The 16,970-nt window shown below is 59.9% G+C and carries 15 protein-coding genes; 10 read left to right on the forward strand and 5 right to left on the reverse strand.

Annotation, left to right across the window (positions count from 1 at the left end; all coding sequences use genetic code 11):
- Window positions 1-54 precede the first annotated feature (54 nt).
- Together ACZ89E_RS01110 and ACZ89E_RS01115 are read right to left on the reverse strand one after the other, a co-directional pair.
- On the reverse strand, window positions 55-1,185 hold the full coding sequence (locus tag ACZ89E_RS01110) for an SGNH/GDSL hydrolase family protein (protein WP_178129171.1): 1,131 nt from the start codon (window positions 1,183-1,185) through the stop codon (window positions 55-57).
- Window positions 1,164-2,258, reverse strand: a complete 1,095-nt coding sequence (locus ACZ89E_RS01115) for an acyltransferase family protein (RefSeq protein ID WP_149660085.1) — start codon at window positions 2,256-2,258, stop codon at window positions 1,164-1,166. The genes ACZ89E_RS01110 and ACZ89E_RS01115 overlap by 22 nt, the downstream gene beginning before the upstream one ends.
- 263 nt (window positions 2,259-2,521) lie before the next feature.
- Here ACZ89E_RS01115 and ACZ89E_RS01120 point away from each other — a divergent pair, with 263 nt between their 5' ends.
- From ACZ89E_RS01120 to fabF, 3 genes are all read left to right on the forward strand, one after another.
- On the forward strand, window positions 2,522-2,857 hold the full coding sequence (locus ACZ89E_RS01120; protein ID WP_476254663.1) for a ComEA family DNA-binding protein: 336 nt from the start codon (window positions 2,522-2,524) through the stop codon (window positions 2,855-2,857).
- Between the two features lie 191 nt (window positions 2,858-3,048).
- Entirely contained in the window at window positions 3,049-3,843 is a 795-nt protein-coding gene (locus tag ACZ89E_RS01125; protein WP_476254664.1) for an SDR family NAD(P)-dependent oxidoreductase, read from the forward strand.
- Between the two features lie 32 nt (window positions 3,844-3,875).
- Window positions 3,876-5,150: a beta-ketoacyl-ACP synthase II gene (gene fabF / locus ACZ89E_RS01130; RefSeq protein ID WP_476254665.1), complete on the forward strand. Its 1,275-nt coding sequence runs from the start codon at window positions 3,876-3,878 to the stop codon at window positions 5,148-5,150.
- On the opposite strand, the gene ACZ89E_RS01135 is transcribed toward fabF, so the two are convergent.
- Window positions 5,147-5,704: a TetR/AcrR family transcriptional regulator gene (locus ACZ89E_RS01135; protein ID WP_476254666.1), complete on the reverse strand. Its 558-nt coding sequence runs from the start codon at window positions 5,702-5,704 to the stop codon at window positions 5,147-5,149. The genes fabF and ACZ89E_RS01135 overlap by 4 nt on opposite strands.
- A 175-nt stretch (window positions 5,705-5,879) precedes the next feature.
- On the opposite strand from ACZ89E_RS01135, the gene ACZ89E_RS01140 reads away from it, so the two are divergent.
- Entirely contained in the window at window positions 5,880-6,533 is a 654-nt protein-coding gene (locus ACZ89E_RS01140; protein WP_476254667.1) for a GntR family transcriptional regulator, read from the forward strand.
- 15 nt (window positions 6,534-6,548) lie between these two features.
- Window positions 6,549-7,400, forward strand: a complete 852-nt coding sequence (locus tag ACZ89E_RS01145; protein WP_476254668.1) for an urea carboxylase-associated family protein — start codon at window positions 6,549-6,551, stop codon at window positions 7,398-7,400.
- 109 nt (window positions 7,401-7,509) lie between these two features.
- Here ACZ89E_RS01145 and ACZ89E_RS01150 read toward each other — a convergent pair whose 3' ends face one another.
- Complete coding sequence (locus ACZ89E_RS01150) at window positions 7,510-7,677, reverse strand: DUF2897 family protein (protein WP_081744012.1); 168 nt, start codon at window positions 7,675-7,677, stop codon at window positions 7,510-7,512.
- Window positions 7,678-7,801: 124 nt separating this feature from the next.
- Window positions 7,802-9,166 (reverse strand): ethanolamine permease, encoded by a 1,365-nt coding sequence (eat, locus tag ACZ89E_RS01155; protein ID WP_149660092.1) that lies wholly within the window; start codon window positions 9,164-9,166, stop codon window positions 7,802-7,804.
- 403 nt (window positions 9,167-9,569) lie between these two features.
- Between eat and kdpF the strand changes: the two genes are divergently transcribed.
- From kdpF to ACZ89E_RS01180, 5 genes are all read left to right on the forward strand, one after another.
- The gene (gene kdpF / locus ACZ89E_RS01160; RefSeq protein ID WP_007899818.1) at window positions 9,570-9,659 is read left to right on the forward strand and encodes a K(+)-transporting ATPase subunit F; all 90 of its coding nucleotides are present in this window, start codon (window positions 9,570-9,572) and stop codon (window positions 9,657-9,659) included.
- A gap of 8 nt (window positions 9,660-9,667) precedes the next feature.
- A complete protein-coding gene (gene kdpA, locus ACZ89E_RS01165; RefSeq protein WP_149660093.1) occupies window positions 9,668-11,362 on the forward strand; it encodes a potassium-transporting ATPase subunit KdpA in 1,695 nt (564 codons plus the stop codon).
- Between the two features lie 10 nt (window positions 11,363-11,372).
- Window positions 11,373-13,430: a potassium-transporting ATPase subunit KdpB gene (kdpB, locus tag ACZ89E_RS01170; RefSeq protein WP_149660094.1), complete on the forward strand. Its 2,058-nt coding sequence runs from the start codon at window positions 11,373-11,375 to the stop codon at window positions 13,428-13,430.
- Between the two features lie 159 nt (window positions 13,431-13,589).
- Window positions 13,590-14,135, forward strand: a complete 546-nt coding sequence (gene kdpC, locus ACZ89E_RS01175; RefSeq protein ID WP_149660095.1) for a potassium-transporting ATPase subunit KdpC — start codon at window positions 13,590-13,592, stop codon at window positions 14,133-14,135.
- A 128-nt stretch (window positions 14,136-14,263) separates the two neighbouring features.
- Window positions 14,264-16,909: a DUF4118 domain-containing protein gene (locus ACZ89E_RS01180; protein ID WP_476254669.1), complete on the forward strand. Its 2,646-nt coding sequence runs from the start codon at window positions 14,264-14,266 to the stop codon at window positions 16,907-16,909.
- Window positions 16,910-16,970: the final 61 nt, after the last annotated feature.

Genomic DNA, 16,970 nt, shown 5'->3' on the forward strand with positions numbered 1-16,970 from the left:
TGCGATTGTCGTCCTGATAGCCACCTGCTCCCGTGTGAGGGGGAGCAGCCTACTTTAGTATTTGTCGCCCAAGACGGCAGCAAGGACGGCCTCTGCGATAACTCGATGCCCAAAGTCGTTGGGATGGTTCAGACCGTTTCCGGTTAAGTCGAGGTAGCGTTTATTCTTCAAAATCATCAGCCACGTCTCTGTGACATCGGCTAAAGCGACATTTTTGTTCTCGACAGTGAGCCCACGCATCATCTTTGGATAGCTCAATAGGAGTTTTCGATTCTGGACTGAACTGTCGGGGTTTGCAGAAATGCTACTGATAAGAAGTATCGGGACGTTAGGTTGTTTGCTGCGGATCGCGGATATTACGTTTTGTAAGTTGTGTTTGTAGTCGATGGCGGAAATAGAATTGCTGTCGTTCATTCCGAAACCGAGAACAACCAAGTCACTTTTTTTGTCCATCACCCTGTAACTGACGGCTGACATGGCATTCTTGGTACTCCAGCCGCCCACGGAGTTGTTGCGATACTCCCACAAACCGGGATATTGCGTGTTCAAGTAGGCCATGACCAACCCTACGTAACCGGGTTGGTTAGGCGCAGCGTAAATGTCAGTGGCATTCGCACCCAGGGTGATGGAATCGCCGAAAAACGTCACCTTCAGCGGCACTTTTCCCGCAATGGCCGGGATGTTTCCTAACTTGCCAAAAATACTGGGACGAAAATATCTGTTTTTGTCGTACGTGACAGCGTATTGATATTTCTGGAACTCAGGGGTCATGCGAACTTTATAGTTTTTTCTTTCATCGTCTGTGATAGTAGAAACAAAATTCGCTGGTGCCTTTTCAATTCCAGTGGTCGGAGTAAGCTTGATCCCCTCAGTAGTGGCAACATAATCTACGCCCTGCTTATATATTTTCCCATTTGCCGGGTTAAATACTAAACGGATTCGTGTTGGTGGAAAGACTGTTTTATAGAAATTCGAATCTCCTTCAGCGACGAAAAAAGTTTCTCCGTTTACGGTTGCACCTGAAAGGGTCTTGTCCGTCAGATGAAATTTCATCATAGGATAAACACCGCAATCAAGGTTGTCGCAGTTGTGAAAGTCTTCATCCATCGGCGCACCATCCGGTGCGATACCGGCAAACACGGCACTACTTAAAAGTAAGGTTGTTAAAGCGAAGCAGGCGCGCATTTCTTTTCTCGTTGGGTAAGTTTTTTCAGAAAATTGTTCAGAGGTTTTTCTATTTTTAAATGCGCGGCAATACCCACTATGTGGCATACCGCTGCGTAGGAGATGATGTAGATCCATACGCTGACAAATTGCTCCAGACCCATTCGGGTCCAGAAGAAAACAAAGAGTGGTGCAACGACACCGTGTACTAAATACAAGCTGTAAGACGCATCCCCCAGTAATTCAAACAACTTTATTTCCTTGGTCTGGTTTTCCAGGCTAAGGGCTGCCCACACCAGCATGAATGCCGCAGGGCCATAGATAAATAACCTATGAAATGGTGATTCGAGTCGGAATGAAAAATTCAATTCGAGGTAAAAAAATGCAGGGATAGTTACTATCGCAATCACAATGGCAGCGAACTTGTTGAGCAACACCTCCGATGAAACAACCCGATACAGCAGCATTCCCATGATGAATTCAAAAATCACAGGGTTGGCCATTGTTGTCGTAAAGCCGAATGACGGAAGTGTCGAGAAACTGGCCATCAGGAACAGGAAGAAAAATCCGAAAGTACCCAATTCAAGTGCTTCGAACTTTTTGATTCGAAGAAAAAGCATCAGCGCGATGGCGGTATAGAAAATAAACTCGAACTGCAAGGTCCAGCCTATATTTAGAAGGGGCGGACGGTTCCAGTGGGTAAATGTTACGGTTTCAAGGAACCACTGAAATTCCAGCTTTGAACCATTGAATATATAGAAGAGATCAGCCGATGGGTTGGCGATTATTCCACGGGTTGTTAAAAGTGAAACGAACATAACGGTCAGAATTATGAACAGGTACATCGGCCAAATCCGAATGACCCTGCGCAGTAAAAAAGTACCTGCGTCCAGTTTTAACCGACTACCAGGCTTATACATACCACCATATAAAATGAAGGGCATGATAAAGCCACTGATAACGAAGAAGATATCTACACCGAAGCCACCCAGATTAGTGAGCGTTGCGGGTACACCATAGATTTGCAGGTTGGCGTGCGCAAGGATGACCAGGAAGGCCGCCAAAAAACGCAGATATTGGATATTTTTTATCATATTGTTGCTCTGAAAGGGGGGCAGCTGCGAGCGCGCAAGTTTAAACCGCCAAGTGCCCGTGCGCTATCGTTCGCTTCGCCCGAGGTGAAGGGAAGATGAGTGTGCCTGTGTTCCCCGTGTGGGAAATTCTCCAGGGTGGCGGAATCTGTTCCTATTACACTTTTTGCAACGCTCTCGTTTTTGACATGCGCTGCCCATCGCCTAAGTTTCAGGAGCAGCTTCGGAAAAGCTGCTTTCCCAATCGATGTCATGGAGCTTCATTTATGCGTACAGGTTATTTCTCCTCCCTGGTTTTTGCCCTGCTCACCAGCGCCTCTATCGCTGCCATTGCTGCACCTGCAGCCAAGCCTGAAGCGGTTAATGCACCGTTGGTGCTGGACGTCGGCGCCAAGGCACAGGGCGAAAAAATCGATCTCAACGGCGCCGATGCCCCGACGCTGCAGCGGGAACTGGCGGGTGTCGGTGAGGCCAAGGCCAGGGCGATTGTTGCGTATCGTGAGACTAATGGGCCGTTCGCATCGGTGGATGAGTTGCTGGAAGTGAAGGGGATCGGCAAGGCGATTCTGGACAGGAATCGCGATAAGCTCGAAGTGAACTAAGCTTGTAGATCAACGCCTAGAGGCCGGTCATTGACCGGCCTTTTTTCGTTCTGGCGCCAGCGCGGGTGAGCGGCCTTTCGTCGGCGCATGAAAAATTACGGCTATCATATTGCGTTTGGATTATGCCTATAATAAAAGGGCGGAAGCGCTCTGGCGCTCGCTTTCCCTCAAGCATACTCAGGAGCACAGTCATGACTTCCACCCAGTCCCAAGGTACGGCCCTCGTCACCGGTGCTTCATCCGGTATCGGGGCGGTTTACGCCGAGCGGTTGGCGGCCCGTGGTTTTGATTTGTTGTTGGTCGCTCGCGACGAGCAGCGGCTGGAGGCGGCGGCGAGCAAGTTGCGCGCTGAGCATGGCGTTCGGGTCGAAGTGCTCAAGGCGGACCTGACGCAAAAAGAAGAAGTGCTGAAGCTTGAGCAGCGTCTGCGCAGTGATTCGAGTATCAGCCTGTTGCTCAACAACGCCGGTGTTGCCGCCGATGGCTTGTTGGCCAACGCTGATCTGGAACAGTTGGAGCGTTTGATTCAGCTCAACGTCACCACCGTCACGCGTCTGGCTTCGGCGGCAGCGGCCAGTTTTGCCAAGGCCGGGCGGGGGACGATCATTAATATTGCGTCGGTCGTGGCGTTGTTCCCCGAGCGGTTCAACGCGACGTACAGCGCCAGCAAGGCGTATGTTCTGAGTCTGACCCAATCGTTGAATGCTGAATTGAATGGCACCGGGGTCCAGGTGCAAGCGGTGTTGCCTGGGGTGACACGCACCGAGATTTGGGAGCGTTCCGGCATCGACACCAGTGGCATTCCGGCGGAAATGGTCATGGAAACAGGGGACATGGTCGACGCGGCGTTGTCCGGTCTGGACCAGGGTGAGCTGATCACCATTCCGTCGTTGCCGGAAGCGTCCGAGTGGGAAGCGTTTGTTGCGGCCCGTCATGTGATGGCGCCGAACTTGTCTCGAGACAAAGCCGCCCCACGCTATAAGTGAGGCGCCATGAATCGGTTTGAGGTGAATGCGGTATGAGTGATCGTCGAGTCGTTGTAACGGGTATGGGCCTGGTGTCGCCGCTGGGCAGTGGCGTCGAGGCTGTCTGGGCGCGCCTGCTGGCCGGGCGCTCCGGGTTGCGCGTGTTGCCGGACGAAGTGGTCGCCGATTTGCCGGCCAAGGTCGGTGGTGCCGTGCCGAGCCTGGCCGAAGACGCTGAAGCCGGGTTCGACCCGGACCGGGCCACCCCGCCCAAAGAACAGAAGAAGATGGACCGCTTCATCATGTTTGCCATGGAGGCTGCACGTCAGGCGCTGGAGCAGGCCGGTTGGCAAGCGCGGGACGCCAATGCCCAGGAGCGGACCGCGACGATTATCGGTTCCGGTGTCGGCGGGTTTGGCGCGATCGCCGATGCGGTGCGCACCACGGACACTCGCGGGCCGCGACGGTTGTCGCCGTTCACCATTCCGTCGTTTCTGGTTAATCTCGCGGCTGGGCATGTGTCGATCCAGCATGGCTTCAAAGGCCCGTTGGGTGCGCCGGTCACTGCCTGCGCCGCCGGCGTCCAGGCGATTGGTGATGCGGCGCGACTGATTCGTTGTGGCGAGGCTGATATTGCCGTGTGCGGCGGGGCGGAGGCGGCGATCGATCGCGTCAGCCTGGCCGGGTTTGCGGCTGCTCGTGCCTTGTCCAGCGGTTTCAATGAAACGCCGGAGCGCGCCTCGCGGCCATTCGACAGTGATCGCGACGGATTTGTAATGGGTGAGGGGTCGGGTCTGCTGGTGATCGAATCCCTGGAGCATGCGCTGGCCCGTGGGGCTAAGCCCATTGCCGAGCTGGTCGGTTACGGCACCAGTGCCGACGCCTATCACCTGACCGCCGGGCCTGAAGATGGCAGCGGTGCGCGTCGGGCGATGTCGCTGGCCTTGGCCCAGGCGGGGATTTCGCCGGCGCAGGTCCAGCACCTCAACGCTCATGCGACCTCGACACCGGTTGGGGACCTCGGGGAGTTGGCGGCGATCAAGTCGTTGTTTGGCACGGATAACAAGATTGCCGTGACTTCGACCAAGTCCGCCACCGGGCATCTGCTCGGCGCCGCTGGCGGGATCGAGGCGATCTTCACGCTGTTGGCAATCCGCGATCAGATCGTGCCCGCAACCCTCAATTTCGAAAACCCTGACCCGGCGGCGCAAGGGGTGGATATCGTCCACGGCCAGGCGCGGCCGATGCCGATCGAATACGCCTTGTCCAACGGCTTCGGCTTTGGTGGGGTCAATGCCAGTGTGCTGTTCAAGCGCTGGCAGGACTAGTTGTTGTCCTGTTTGAGATGATCGCGAGTCACGTCGAGAATCCGCTGCGCCAGCTCAGGGTTCTCGACACTGCGTGATAACAGCAGCGCCCCGACCAGCGTCGACATGATGACGATGCTGCGCTCGGCGGCGTTTTCGCCTTCCAGGGTGCCTTGCACCTGTTCCAGACGCGCGTTTAGCACCGCATCGCTGGTGGGGCTCGCTTGCCCGCGCAGCCCGAGTTCCGACGACATGGTCGGCAGTGGGCATCCTTGATGGGGTGACGTCTGGTGCCATTCGGACAAGTAGGTATCGATGAAGGCGTCCAGCGGACGCTCGGACGCGAACAGCTCGGCGCACAACCCTTCAACTTCTTCGCCTGCGGCCACCAGAGCCTTTTCCACCAGTTCATCCTTGGACTTGAAGTGAGAATAGAAACCGCCGTGGGTCAGGCCCAGGGCTTTCATCAGTGGTTGCAAGCCGGTAGCACCGATTCCGTCGCGGCGGAAACGTGCTGACGCTTCCTTGATGATGCGTTGGTGGGTCTGGGCTTTATGGTCTTGCGAGTAACGCATCTCTAATCTCCGCGACAATGCGCCATATTAACCAATGAATGTTGAATGGTGACTGTACTTCTACTTCTAAAAAGCATGCAGATGCGTCCAACTCGGCTGGGAAATTCCAGGTCATTGGCATGAATAGTGATTACTCATTCGCTAACGATTGTTGAACAATCACGAGGCGACCCACATGAGCAGCGGACTGTCCCTGGCCGACCACATCACCCTGGAGTTGCGCGCCGACATCATTGGCGGGCGTTTGCTACCGGGCATGGCGCTGGTGGAAAACGATCTGGTGTCGGCCTACAACGCCTCGCGCAACACCATTCGCGAAGCGCTGCATCGGCTGGGACAGGAAGGTCTGACCCGCTATGTGCGCAACAAAGGCGTGATGGTGCGCAGGGTCGGCGCCGATGACGTGCGCGACCTGTTCAAGGTTCGCCGCACCCTGGAATTGCAAGCCATCAGCAGCAGCCAGCCCTTACGCGAGTACCAGTCCGACCGCATGCTCGAAGCCCTGGAGGCCACGGAACTGGCCCGGGATCGGGAAGACTGGCGCGCAGTCGGCACCCACGGTCTGGCGTTTCATCAACATATCGTCGGGTTGCTGCGCAGCCCGTTGTTCGATGAATTCTTCACCAACGTCGTCGCGCAATTGCGCCTGGTGTTTTGCAATGCACCCGATGAGTCGCGCTTCCAGGCGCCGTGGCTGGCCCGCGATCGGCTGATCCACGACCTGCTCGCTGAGGGTGACAAGGCTGGCGCGCTGGATGCGCTGAGCCTGTATCTCGACGATTCCGAGCAACTGCTGTTGCAGCTACTGACCCCTGTTCCCCATCACTGATTGAGGATTCGTGCCATGTACAAAGACTATCCGGCGGCCTATCAAGTCAGCAAAGGCTCGGCGTTGCAGGTTGACAAGGCGTTCTATGAACGGGTCCGCGACAGCAAGGACGGGCGCACGTTGATCGAGCAATTCGAAGTGCCGATCCGCACCGGCCGCGCCTGGCACGTGCCGGCCGGGCATGTCTTTCGAGTCACCACCCCAGTCGGCCCGCAGGTCGGGGATTTCAACGTCTGGAATGCCCATGATCCGCGGGAACGTCTGTGGGCGGCGCGCACCCGGCAGTTGCAGGGCGCCCATGTCAGCACCCACGACCGGCTCTGGTCGAACCTGCCGTTTCTGCGCCCGCTGGTGACCATCACCGACGACAGCCTGGCCGGTTATGGCATCGATGAGCATGGCGGTCGTTTGCACGATCTGCTGGGCACGCGTTGCGATCCGTATGTAAACAAAATGCTCACCGGCGAGGACTTCCATCACCACTGTCACTCCAACCTGACCCGCGCCGTGCTGCCCCATGGCCTGACCGAGTTCGACGTGCATGACGTGCTGAATATTTTCCAGTGCACCGGCCTGAACCAGGACGACCTGTATTTCATGAAGGCGTGCCCGGCGCAGAAGGGCGATTACCTGGAGTTCTTTGCCGAAATCGATTTGCTGTGTGCGCTGTCGACCTGCCCCGGCGGCGATCTGTCGTTGGCCATGTGGGGGCCGGATGCGCAGGATCCACTGAGCGTGTGCCGCCCGCTGGGGGTGGAGATTTATCGGTTGGAGGATTCGTTGCTTGAAGGCTGGAGCCAGCCTGAGCGAGCGGCATACAAGGGGCTGCATGGCTTGCACATAGCCAAGGCTGATTGGGAGAAGTAGAAACGCATTTGTGGCGAGGGAGCTTGCTCCCGCTGGGTCGCGCAGCGGCCCCCTTATGGGACTGCTGCGCAGTCCAGCGGGAGCAAGCTCCCTCGCCATAGTTTTTGTTTTAGCGGTCCTGCGCTTCCTTGGCATCCATTTCCGCATTGCGTTCGGCGACGCGTTTACGTTGCTCTTCGGTCAGATCGACCTTGGTGGCGGTGTCGCGCAACATCATCAAACCACCAACGATCGAGCCGATTGCAACGACCAGAATCAACCAGGCATACCAGGGCATAGGGCTCTCCTTGAGGGCAGGCCGGTTGGCGGATTTTGCCAACCGATCGTGCATACCACTTTGAGCGATTCATTTTCGCAGTGGTTCCATTCTATGCCTGATATGGCAGCAACACCTGCGCTGTTTAAAGCCCGGTCAACATCGCATCCGCCGGCGCATCCGCCCGCAATTGCGCGGTGAGCATGAAGTACACGAAACCCACCGCCATAAAGCCGAGGAAGATCACCCCGATCAACGCGTTGAACCAGGCCATCGCCACCAGGCACACCACCGCCAGCACCAGCGCGATCATCGGTACCAGCGGGTAGCACGGCGCGCGGAACGTGCGCTCCAGGTTCGGCTCGGTTTTACGCAGTTTGAACAGGCTGAGCATGCTCATGATGTACATCACGATCGCGCCGAACACCGCCATGGTGATCATCGCTGCCGTCAGGGTCATGCCGCCGAGGTTGATCAAGCCGTCACTATAAATAGCTGCGATGCCGATCAGGCCACCGGCGATGATCGCCCGGTGCGGGGTCTGGAAGCGCGAGAGCTTGGCCAGGGATTTGGGCAAGTAACCGGCCCGGGCGAGGGCGAAGAACTGCCGCGAGTAGCCCAGAATGATCCCGTGGAAGCTCGCCACCAGGCCGAACAAGCCGATCCACACCAGCATGTGCAACCAGCCGGAGCTTTCGCCGACCACGGTTTTCATCGCCTGTGGCAAAGGGTCGTTGATGTTCGACAGGGTGCGCCAATCGCCGACGCCGCCGGCAAAAAACATTACGCCCATGGCCAGCAGCACCAGGGTCAGGATGCCGCTGATATAGGCTTTCGGGATCGTGCGCTTCGGGTCCTTGGCTTCTTCGGCGGCCATGGCCGCGCCTTCGATGGCGAGGAAAAACCAGATCGCAAACGGGATCGCCGCAAACATCCCGGCAATCGCTGGCGCGCCGAACACATCGGAACCGGCCCAGCCATTGAGGGCGAAGTGGCTGAAGCTGAACGCCGGGGCAACCACGCCCATGAACACCAGCAGTTCGGCCACGGCCAATACGCAGACGATCAACTCGAAGGTTGCCGCGAGTTTCACCCCAAGGATGTTCAGGCCCATGAACACGATGTAGGCGCCAACCGCCGCGTGTTTCGGATCGAGAGCGGGAAACTGCACGTTCAGGTACGCCCCAATCGCCAGGGCGATGGCGGGCGGGGCGAAGACGAATTCGATCAGCGTCGCCAGCCCGGCGATCAGTCCGCCTTTCTCGCCAAAGGCGCGGCGGCTGTAGGCAAAGGGACCGCCGGCATGGGGAATCGCGGTGGTCAGCTCGGTGAAACTGAAGATAAAGCAGGTGTACATGGTCGCGACCATAAAGGACGTGACCAGAAAGCCCAGTGTCCCGGCCACGCCCCAGCCATAACTCCAGCCGAAGTACTCACCGGAAATCACCAGCCCCACCGCAATGCCCCACAGGTGCAACGTGCCCAGCGTGGGTTTGAGTTGTGTGTTCATGCGTTGCTCCCTGAACGGTTTGGAAAGCTCGGGGGAGGGCATTGCAGTGGGCGTGCCATTTCGTATTTGTGCGTCGTAAAGGGCTGAAAGCTGTCGTATCGGGGATGATCGCCGCCGGATGCGGGTTTTTTGTGCGCCAGTTGGGGGCGGTGGTGGCTGTTCTGCCGTCTTCGCGGGCAAGCCTCGCTCCTACAGGTTCACCGCGAACCCGCTTTTGTATGAGCGAGGCTTGCCCGCGAAGAGGCCCGCCTAATCGCCACGAAAACAGGCCTGTAACGCCCGCATAAACCCACTCTTTACGCTTTCTTTATGCCAAGCCAACCCCCTCGCTCTCGTTCCTTTACAGCCTCCCTGCCGACAATGACTGCACAAGCGGCAATACGCCGTAACACGGAGAACTTCCATGAGCGTTCTGGACGGGGTGTCACTGCTACTGGCAGTGGGGCTGTTCATTTATCTGTTGGTTGCGCTGTTGCGCGCGGATCGGAACTAGGAGCGGCTATGCACAGTTATGACTATTGGCTGATCCTGGCCTTCTTCGCCCTGGTGCTGATTCCGGCACCGTTCCTGGGGCGTTTTTACTACAAGGTGATGGAAGGCCAGCGCACTTGGCTGTCACCGATCCTTGGCCCCGTCGAGCGCGGCTGTTATCGAATTTCTGGCGTGGACCCGCAGGAAGAACAGACCTGGCAGAAATACACTCTGGCCTTGCTCGCCTTCAACCTCGCGGGCTTTTTGCTGTTGTTCGCGATCCTGTTGTTCCAGGACCACTTGCCGCTCAACCCGCAAAACCTGCCGGGTCAGGAGTGGACGCAAGCGTTCAATACTGCCGTCAGCTTCATGACCAATACCAACTGGCAGTCCTACAGCGGCGAAGCGACCCTGAGCTACCTGAGTCAGATGGCCGGCCTCACCGTGCAGAACTTCGTCAGCGCTGCCACCGGCCTCGCCGTGTTGGTAGCCCTGTGTCGCGGTATCGGTCGCAAGTCGAGCAAGACCCTGGGCAACTTCTGGGTCGACATGACCCGCGCCACCCTCTACGGCCTGTTGCCACTGTGCCTGCTGCTGGCGCTGTACCTGGTCTGGCAGGGCGTGCCGCAAACCTTTGCTCAGTACGTGAATGCCGTGACGATGCAAGGCGTCGATCAGGTGATCCCGCTCGGCCCGGCCGCCAGTCAGATTGCGATCAAGCAACTGGGCACCAACGGTGGCGGCTTCTTCGGCGTCAACTCGGCGCATCCGTTCGAGAACCCGACGGCGTGGAGCAACCTGTTTGAAGTCGGTTCGATCATTCTGATTCCGGTCGCCCTGGTGTTCACCTTCGGCCACTACGTGAAAGACCTGCGTCAGAGCCGCGCGATCATCGCCTGCATGCTGGCGCTGTTCCTGATTGGCGGCGCGACCTCGTTGTGGGCCGAGTACCAACCGAACCCAAGCCTGGCCAACGCTGCCGTCGAGCAGACCGCGCCGCTGGAAGGCAAGGAAGCGCGTTTCGGCACCACGGCCACCGTGCTCTGGTCCGTGACCACTACGGCGGCGTCCAACGGTTCGGTCAACGGCATGCACGACAGCCTCAACCCGCTGAGCGGCATGGTCGCGCTGGTCAACATGATGGTCGGCGAAGTGATCTTCGGCGGCGTCGGTGCCGGGCTCTACGGCATGTTGCTGAACGTGTTGATCGCGGTGTTCCTCGCCGGCCTGATGATCGGCCGCACCCCGGAATACCTCGGTAAAAAGTTGCAAGCCAAGGAAGTGCAATTGCTGGTGGTGACCTTGCTGGTGATGCCGGTCGGCGTGCTGGTACTCGGCGCGATTGCTGCCAGCCTGCCCGGTCCGGTGGCGGCGGTGAGTAACCCCGGTGCCCATGGTTTCAGTCAGTTGCTTTATGCGTACACCTCGGCCAGTGCCAACAACGGTTCGGCGTTCGGCGGTTTCGGTGCCAACACCCCGTTCCACAACCTGATGTTGGGCCTGGGCATGTTGATCGGTCGCTTCGGTTACATCCTCCCGGTTCTGGCCCTGGCCGGCAGCCTGGCGATGAAGAAAACCGCACCGATCGGCCAGAACAGCTTCCCGACCCACGGCCCGCTGTTCGTGACCTTGCTGACCGTGACCATTTTGCTGGTGGGTGGCCTGACCTTCTTGCCGACCCTGGCTTTGGGCCCAATCGCTGAACATCTGAGCATGGGCTTCTAAGGAGCTGATGATGAATATGCCTGTCAATAAACCGGTGGTCGTCAAAGCCCCGGAACAACCGAAAACCGCGATCTCGGCCCTGTGGCGCCCGGCGCTGGTGCAAGCCTTCGTCAAGCTCGACCCTCGGCAACTGCAGCGTGCGCCGGTGATGCTGGTGGTCGAACTGACTGCCGTGCTGACCACCGTGCTGTGCTTCATTCCCGACGGCAGCGTGCCGACCTTTGTCGCGGCGCAAATTGCGTTGTGGCTGTGGTTCACCGTGCTGTTCGCCAACTTCGCCGAAGCCTTGGCCGAAGGTCGCGGCAAGGCCCGCGCCGACAGCCTCAAGGCCGGCAGCGAAGGTTTGAGCGCTCGCCGCCGCACCTCCAATGGCACCTTCCAGGTGGTGCCCGCCACCAGCCTGCGCAAGGACGATGTGGTGCGCGTCGAAGCCGGGGAAATGATCCCCGGTGACGGCGAGGTGATTGAAGGTATCGCAGCGGTCAATGAAGCGGCGATTACCGGTGAATCCGCGCCGGTGATTCGCGAGTCCGGCGGCGACCGTTCGGCCGTCACCGGCAACACCCGCCTGGTGTCCGACTGGCTGCTGGTGCGCATCACCGCCAACCCGGGCGAGTCGACCCTGGACCGCATGATCGCCCTGGTCGAAGGCGCCAAACGCCAGAAAACCCCGAACGAAGTGGCGCTCGACATCCTGCTGATCGGCCTGACCCTGATCTTCCTGCTGGTGGTCGTGACCCTGCAACCGTTCGCCCACTTCGCCAATGGCAGCCTGCCGCTGGTGTTCCTGGTGGCGCTGTTGGTCACGCTGATTCCGACCACCATTGGCGGCTTGTTGTCGGCCATCGGTATCGCCGGGATGGATCGCCTGGTGCGCTTGAACGTGATTGCCAAATCCGGTCGCGCCGTGGAAGCGGCGGGGGACGTGCACGTCCTGCTGCTGGACAAGACCGGCACCATCACCTTCGGCAACCGTCGTTGCACCGCCGTGTATGCGGCACCGGGCGTCAGCGCTAAAGAGCTGTCGGAAGGTGCGTTGTTCGCTTCGTTGGCCGATGACACGGCTGAAGGCAAGTCCATCGTCGAGTACCTGCGTGGCCTGCATCCGCAGCCAGAGCCAAGTCCCGAGCTGCTGACCGCCGTGCCGTTCAGCGCCGAGACGCGCCTGTCCGGTGTCGACTATCAGGGCCGCGTGTATCGCAAAGGCGCGGTGGATTCACTGTTGGCCTTCGTCGGCCTGAAGCGCGCCGACCTGGCGCCGTCCCTGTCCCGGGAAATCGACAAGATTGCCCAGAGCGGGGGCACCCCGTTGCTGGTCTGTGCCGACGGTAAATTGCTCGGCGCGATCCACCTCAAGGACGTGGTCAAGCCTGGCATTCGCGAACGTTTCGCCGAGCTGCGCAAGTTGGGCATTCGCACCGTTATGGTGACCGGCGACAACCCGCTGACCGCCGCCGCGATTGCTGCCGAAGCGGGCGTCGATGACGTGCTGGCCGAAGCCACCCCGGAGAAGAAACTGGCGCGCATTCGCCACGAGCAGAACGACGGTCGTTTGGTCGCGATGTGCGGCGACGGCGCCAACGACGCCCCTGCCCTGGCCCAGGCAGACGTCGGCATGGCGATGAACGACGGTACCCAGGCGGCGCGCGAGGCGGCGAACATGGTCGATCTCGACAGCGACCCGACCAAGCTGCTGGACGTGGTGCAGATCGGTAAAGAGTTGCTGGTGACCCGTGGCGCGTTGACGACCTTTTCCATCGCCAACGACGTGGCCAAGTACTTCGCAATCCTGCCGGCGCTGTTCGCCTCGATCTACCCGCAACTCGGCGTGCTGAACGTCATGCACCTGAGCAGCCCGCAGAGCGCGATCCTCTCGGCGATTGTGTTCAACGCCTTGATCATTGTGGTGCTGATTCCCCTGGCCCTGCGCGGTGTGCGGGTGCAGGCGGCGAGTGCGGCGGCATTGCTGCGCCGCAACCTGCTGATCTACGGCTTGGGCGGGATTGTGGTGCCGTTCGTGGGCATCAAGGCGATCGACATGCTGTTGACGGCGTTGCATCTGGTTTGACGCTCTGTGGCGGTGTGTCAGATGCGCCGTCTTCGCGGGCAAGCCTCGCTCCTACAGGAAAATGTATTTCCCTGTAGGAGCAAAGCTTGCTCGCGAAGAATGCACCACGGTTCACCTGACTGAACGCGGTATATGTTCCCTGAATTCGAGGATTTTGAAATGTCCACAATGATACGTCCGGCCCTGAGCCTGCTGGTGCTGATGACCCTGATCACTGGCGTTGCCTACCCACTGGTGGTGACCGGTGTCGCGCAAGTCGCGTTCCCGGACCAGGCAAATGGCAGCCTGGTGCGTGATGCCGACGGCAAGGTCCGTGGCTCGTCGCTGATTGCCCAGGATTTCGTCGGTGACGCCTGGTTCCACCCACGGCCGTCGGCCGGTGCGTTTGCCACGGTATCGAGCAGTGCCAGCAACCTGTCGCCGAGTAACCCGGCGCTGGCCACGCGGGTGATCGACGATGCCAATAAACTGCAAGTGCCGGGGCAAGGTCCGGTGCCGTTGGCGATGCTGACCACCTCCGGCAGCGGCCTCGATCCCCACTTGCCTCCGGCGGCGATTGCCTATCAACTGGCGCGTGTTGCGGCGGCGCGTAATGTGCCGGTGTCTACGCTTGAGCAACTGCTGAACGCGAACATCGAACAGCCGCTGGTGGGGCCGCCAGTGGTGAATGTGTTGGCATTGAACATCGCGCTGGAAAAACTGTAAGAGAGGATCGTTCCCACGCTCTGCGTGGGAATGCATCAAATGGACGCTCTGCGTCCGCTGTTGGGACGCAGAGCGTCCCGGGCTGCATTCCCATGCGGAGCGTGGGAACGATGAAGAGAACTTCAAGCATGAGTGATTCCGGCCGCGCCGACGCGCTGTTAGCAGACCTGCCCCGCGACGGCCGTGGCCGGCTCAAGGTGTTCCTCGGTGCCGCCCCCGGTGTCGGCAAGACCTACGCCATGTTGCAAGCGGCCCACACCCAACTGCGCCAAGGCGTGAAAGTCATTGCCGGCGTGGTTGAAACCCACGGCCGCGCCGAAACCGAAGCCCTGCTCGGCGGCCTGCCGCAACAGCCGCTGGTGCGCTCGGAATACCGTGGCGTGATGCTTGAAGAAATGGACCTCGACGGCCTGATCAAAGCCAAGCCGAAACTGGTGCTGGTCGACGAACTGGCCCACAGCAACGCCCCGGGCAGTCGCCACGCCAAGCGCTGGCAAGACATCCAGGAACTGCTCGCCGCCGGCATCGACGTGTACACCACGGTCAACGTCCAGCACCTGGAAAGTCTCAACGATAAAGTGCGCGGCATCACCGGCGTCCAGGTTCGCGAAACCCTGCCGGACTGGGTCCTGCAAGAAGCCTACGAACTGCTGCTGATCGACCTGCCGCCCCGGGAACTGCTGGAGCGTCTGCGCGATGGCAAGGTCTACGTACCGGAACAGGCGCGGGCGGCCATCGATGCGTTTTTCACCCAGACCAACCTCACCGCCCTGCGGGAAATGGCCATGCAAACCGCGGCGGCCCAGGTCGATGATGACCTGGCCCAGGGTTATCGCCAGCTCGGTCAGGCGGCGCCAGCGGTGCGCGGTCGTTTATTGGTCGGGGTCGATGGCGATGCCCAGGCCGAGCGCCTGGTGCGTCACGCCAGCCGCGTCGCCCAGCGTCGGCATCTGCCGTGGAGCCTGGTGCATGTGGACAACGGCCGCGTGCGCGATGAGCAATCGCGCCTGCGCCTGCAAAGCGCCCAGCAACTGGCCGAGCGCCTCGGTGGCGAAGTGGTGCTGCTGCGGGCCGGCGAGGTGGCGAAAACCCTGATCCAGCACGCCACCGAACGCCGCGCCAGTCTGGTGTTGGTCGGCCAATCGCGGCAGCGTTTGCGTCGACGCTTGTTCGGCGGCGGTCTGGCGTCCCGTTTGTTGCGCGATGCCCGTGGTCTGGAAATCAACGTCCTCGACAGCGACCAGGAAACTCACGCACCGCGTCAGCGTTCAGCCCATTCACTGGTCTGGTTCGATTACGCACTCGCCTTGGTGGCAACGATTTTGGCCAGTGCTTTGGCCTGGGCAGTGGCGAGTGTTCTGCCGCTGCCGAATATCTCCCTGGTGTTCCTCGCCGCCGTGTTGCTGGTGGCGGTACGCAGCAGCCTCGGCCCGGCGCTGGCGTGTGCGGTGCTGTCGTTTCTGACCTACGACTTTCTGTTCATCCCGCCGAATTTCTCCTTCAGCATCCAGCGCGAAGAAGACGTCCTGACCTTGCTGTTCTTCCTGCTGATGGCGGCGCTCACCGGTAACCTCGCGGCCCGTCAGCGTCGGCAATTGCAGGCGTTGCGCGACACCCAGGAAGAAACCAGCGAACTGCTCGACCTGTCGCGCAAACTCACCGCCGCCACCGACCGTCAAGCTGTGGTCAGCGCCGCCGCCCAGCATTTGAACGGCTGGAGCGACCTGCAATTGTGCCTGCTCAACCGTGACGGGCAGGGCGGCTGGAAAGTCGAGACCGGTGGCCCGCTGGAGTTCTCCGAAGCCGAACGCGCTGCCGCCGATTGGGCCTGGCAACACGATCAACCGGCGGGGGCGGGCACCGGCACCTTGCCGTTCGGGCGTTGGTGGTGGTGGCCGTTGTCGGTCGAGGATGGGCCGTTGGGCTTACTCGGCGTGTGTGCCAACGAAGGCCAGACCTTGAGCGGCCAGCGTCGGCGTTTGTTGACCGCCCTGAGCCAGCCGCTGGCCCAGGCGTTGGCCCGTGCGCAACTGGCCGAAGACCTCGAGGCGGCGCGCCTGCACGGCGAAACCGAGCAGTTGCGCAGCGCCTTGCTCGCCTCGGTGTCCCACGATTTGCGCACGCCGCTGACCTCCATGCGCGGCAGCATCGACAGCCTGCTGGCCCTCGGCGAGGCGATCCCGTTGGAGGATCGTCGTGAATTGCTCGAAGGCACCCGCGACGAAGCCGAACGCCTGGACCGCTACATTCAAAACCTGCTGGACATGACTCGCCTGGGTCACGGCGCCCTGAAACTGGCCCGGGACTGGGTGTCGCCAGCGGATATCGTCGGCAGTTCGCTTAATCGACTGCGCGCGGTGCTGGCGCCGTTGCAGGTCAGCACCGAAGTGCCGGCCGAGTTGCCGTTGCTGTACGTGCATGCGGCGTTGATCGAACAGGCACTGGTCAACGTGATCGAAAACGCCGCGCGGTTTTCACCGGCGCACGGACGCCTGCAAGTGCGCGCCGGGGCGGATGACAACGAGTTGTTTTTCGCGGTGAGCGATGAAGGTCCAGGGATTCCGGAGGATGAACGAGCGAAGATTTTCGACATGTTCTACACCGCCGCTCGCGGTGATCGCGGCGGGCAGGGCACGGGGTTGGGGCTGGCGATTTGTCAGGGCATGGTCGGCGCACATGGCGGGCGGATCAGCGTCGGCGATGGCATTGAAGGACGGGGCACCTGCATCACGCTTCATCTGCCATTGCAGGAACAGCCGGATTTTGAAAATTAAGAGCCGAATGTGAAGCCTGAACACGCTTGCGCTACTCTCTTGCCACTTCTTTGTGTTGATG

This window comes from Pseudomonas sp. TE3899 (genome assembly GCF_056279105.1).

Bases quoted from the DNA above. Each gene is read 5' to 3' on its own strand.
- ACZ89E_RS01110 (WP_178129171.1), bottom strand. From the start codon at position 1,185: ATGCGCGCCTGCTTCGCTTTAACAACCTTACTTTTAAGTAGTGCCGTG.
- ACZ89E_RS01115 (WP_149660085.1), bottom strand. From the start codon at position 2,258: ATGATAAAAAATATCCAATATCTGCGTTTTTTGGCGGCCTTCCTGGTC.
- ACZ89E_RS01120 (WP_476254663.1), top strand. From the start codon at position 2,522: ATGCGTACAGGTTATTTCTCCTCCCTGGTTTTTGCCCTGCTCACCAGC.
- ACZ89E_RS01125 (WP_476254664.1), top strand. From the start codon at position 3,049: ATGACTTCCACCCAGTCCCAAGGTACGGCCCTCGTCACCGGTGCTTCA.
- fabF (WP_476254665.1), top strand. From the start codon at position 3,876: ATGAGTGATCGTCGAGTCGTTGTAACGGGTATGGGCCTGGTGTCGCCG.
- ACZ89E_RS01135 (WP_476254666.1), bottom strand. From the start codon at position 5,704: ATGCGTTACTCGCAAGACCATAAAGCCCAGACCCACCAACGCATCATC.
- ACZ89E_RS01140 (WP_476254667.1), top strand. From the start codon at position 5,880: ATGAGCAGCGGACTGTCCCTGGCCGACCACATCACCCTGGAGTTGCGC.
- ACZ89E_RS01145 (WP_476254668.1), top strand. From the start codon at position 6,549: ATGTACAAAGACTATCCGGCGGCCTATCAAGTCAGCAAAGGCTCGGCG.
- ACZ89E_RS01150 (WP_081744012.1), bottom strand. From the start codon at position 7,677: ATGCCCTGGTATGCCTGGTTGATTCTGGTCGTTGCAATCGGCTCGATC.
- eat (WP_149660092.1), bottom strand. From the start codon at position 9,166: ATGAACACACAACTCAAACCCACGCTGGGCACGTTGCACCTGTGGGGC.
- kdpF (WP_007899818.1), top strand. From the start codon at position 9,570: ATGAGCGTTCTGGACGGGGTGTCACTGCTACTGGCAGTGGGGCTGTTC.
- kdpA (WP_149660093.1), top strand. From the start codon at position 9,668: ATGCACAGTTATGACTATTGGCTGATCCTGGCCTTCTTCGCCCTGGTG.
- kdpB (WP_149660094.1), top strand. From the start codon at position 11,373: ATGAATATGCCTGTCAATAAACCGGTGGTCGTCAAAGCCCCGGAACAA.
- kdpC (WP_149660095.1), top strand. From the start codon at position 13,590: ATGTCCACAATGATACGTCCGGCCCTGAGCCTGCTGGTGCTGATGACC.
- ACZ89E_RS01180 (WP_476254669.1), top strand. From the start codon at position 14,264: ATGAGTGATTCCGGCCGCGCCGACGCGCTGTTAGCAGACCTGCCCCGC.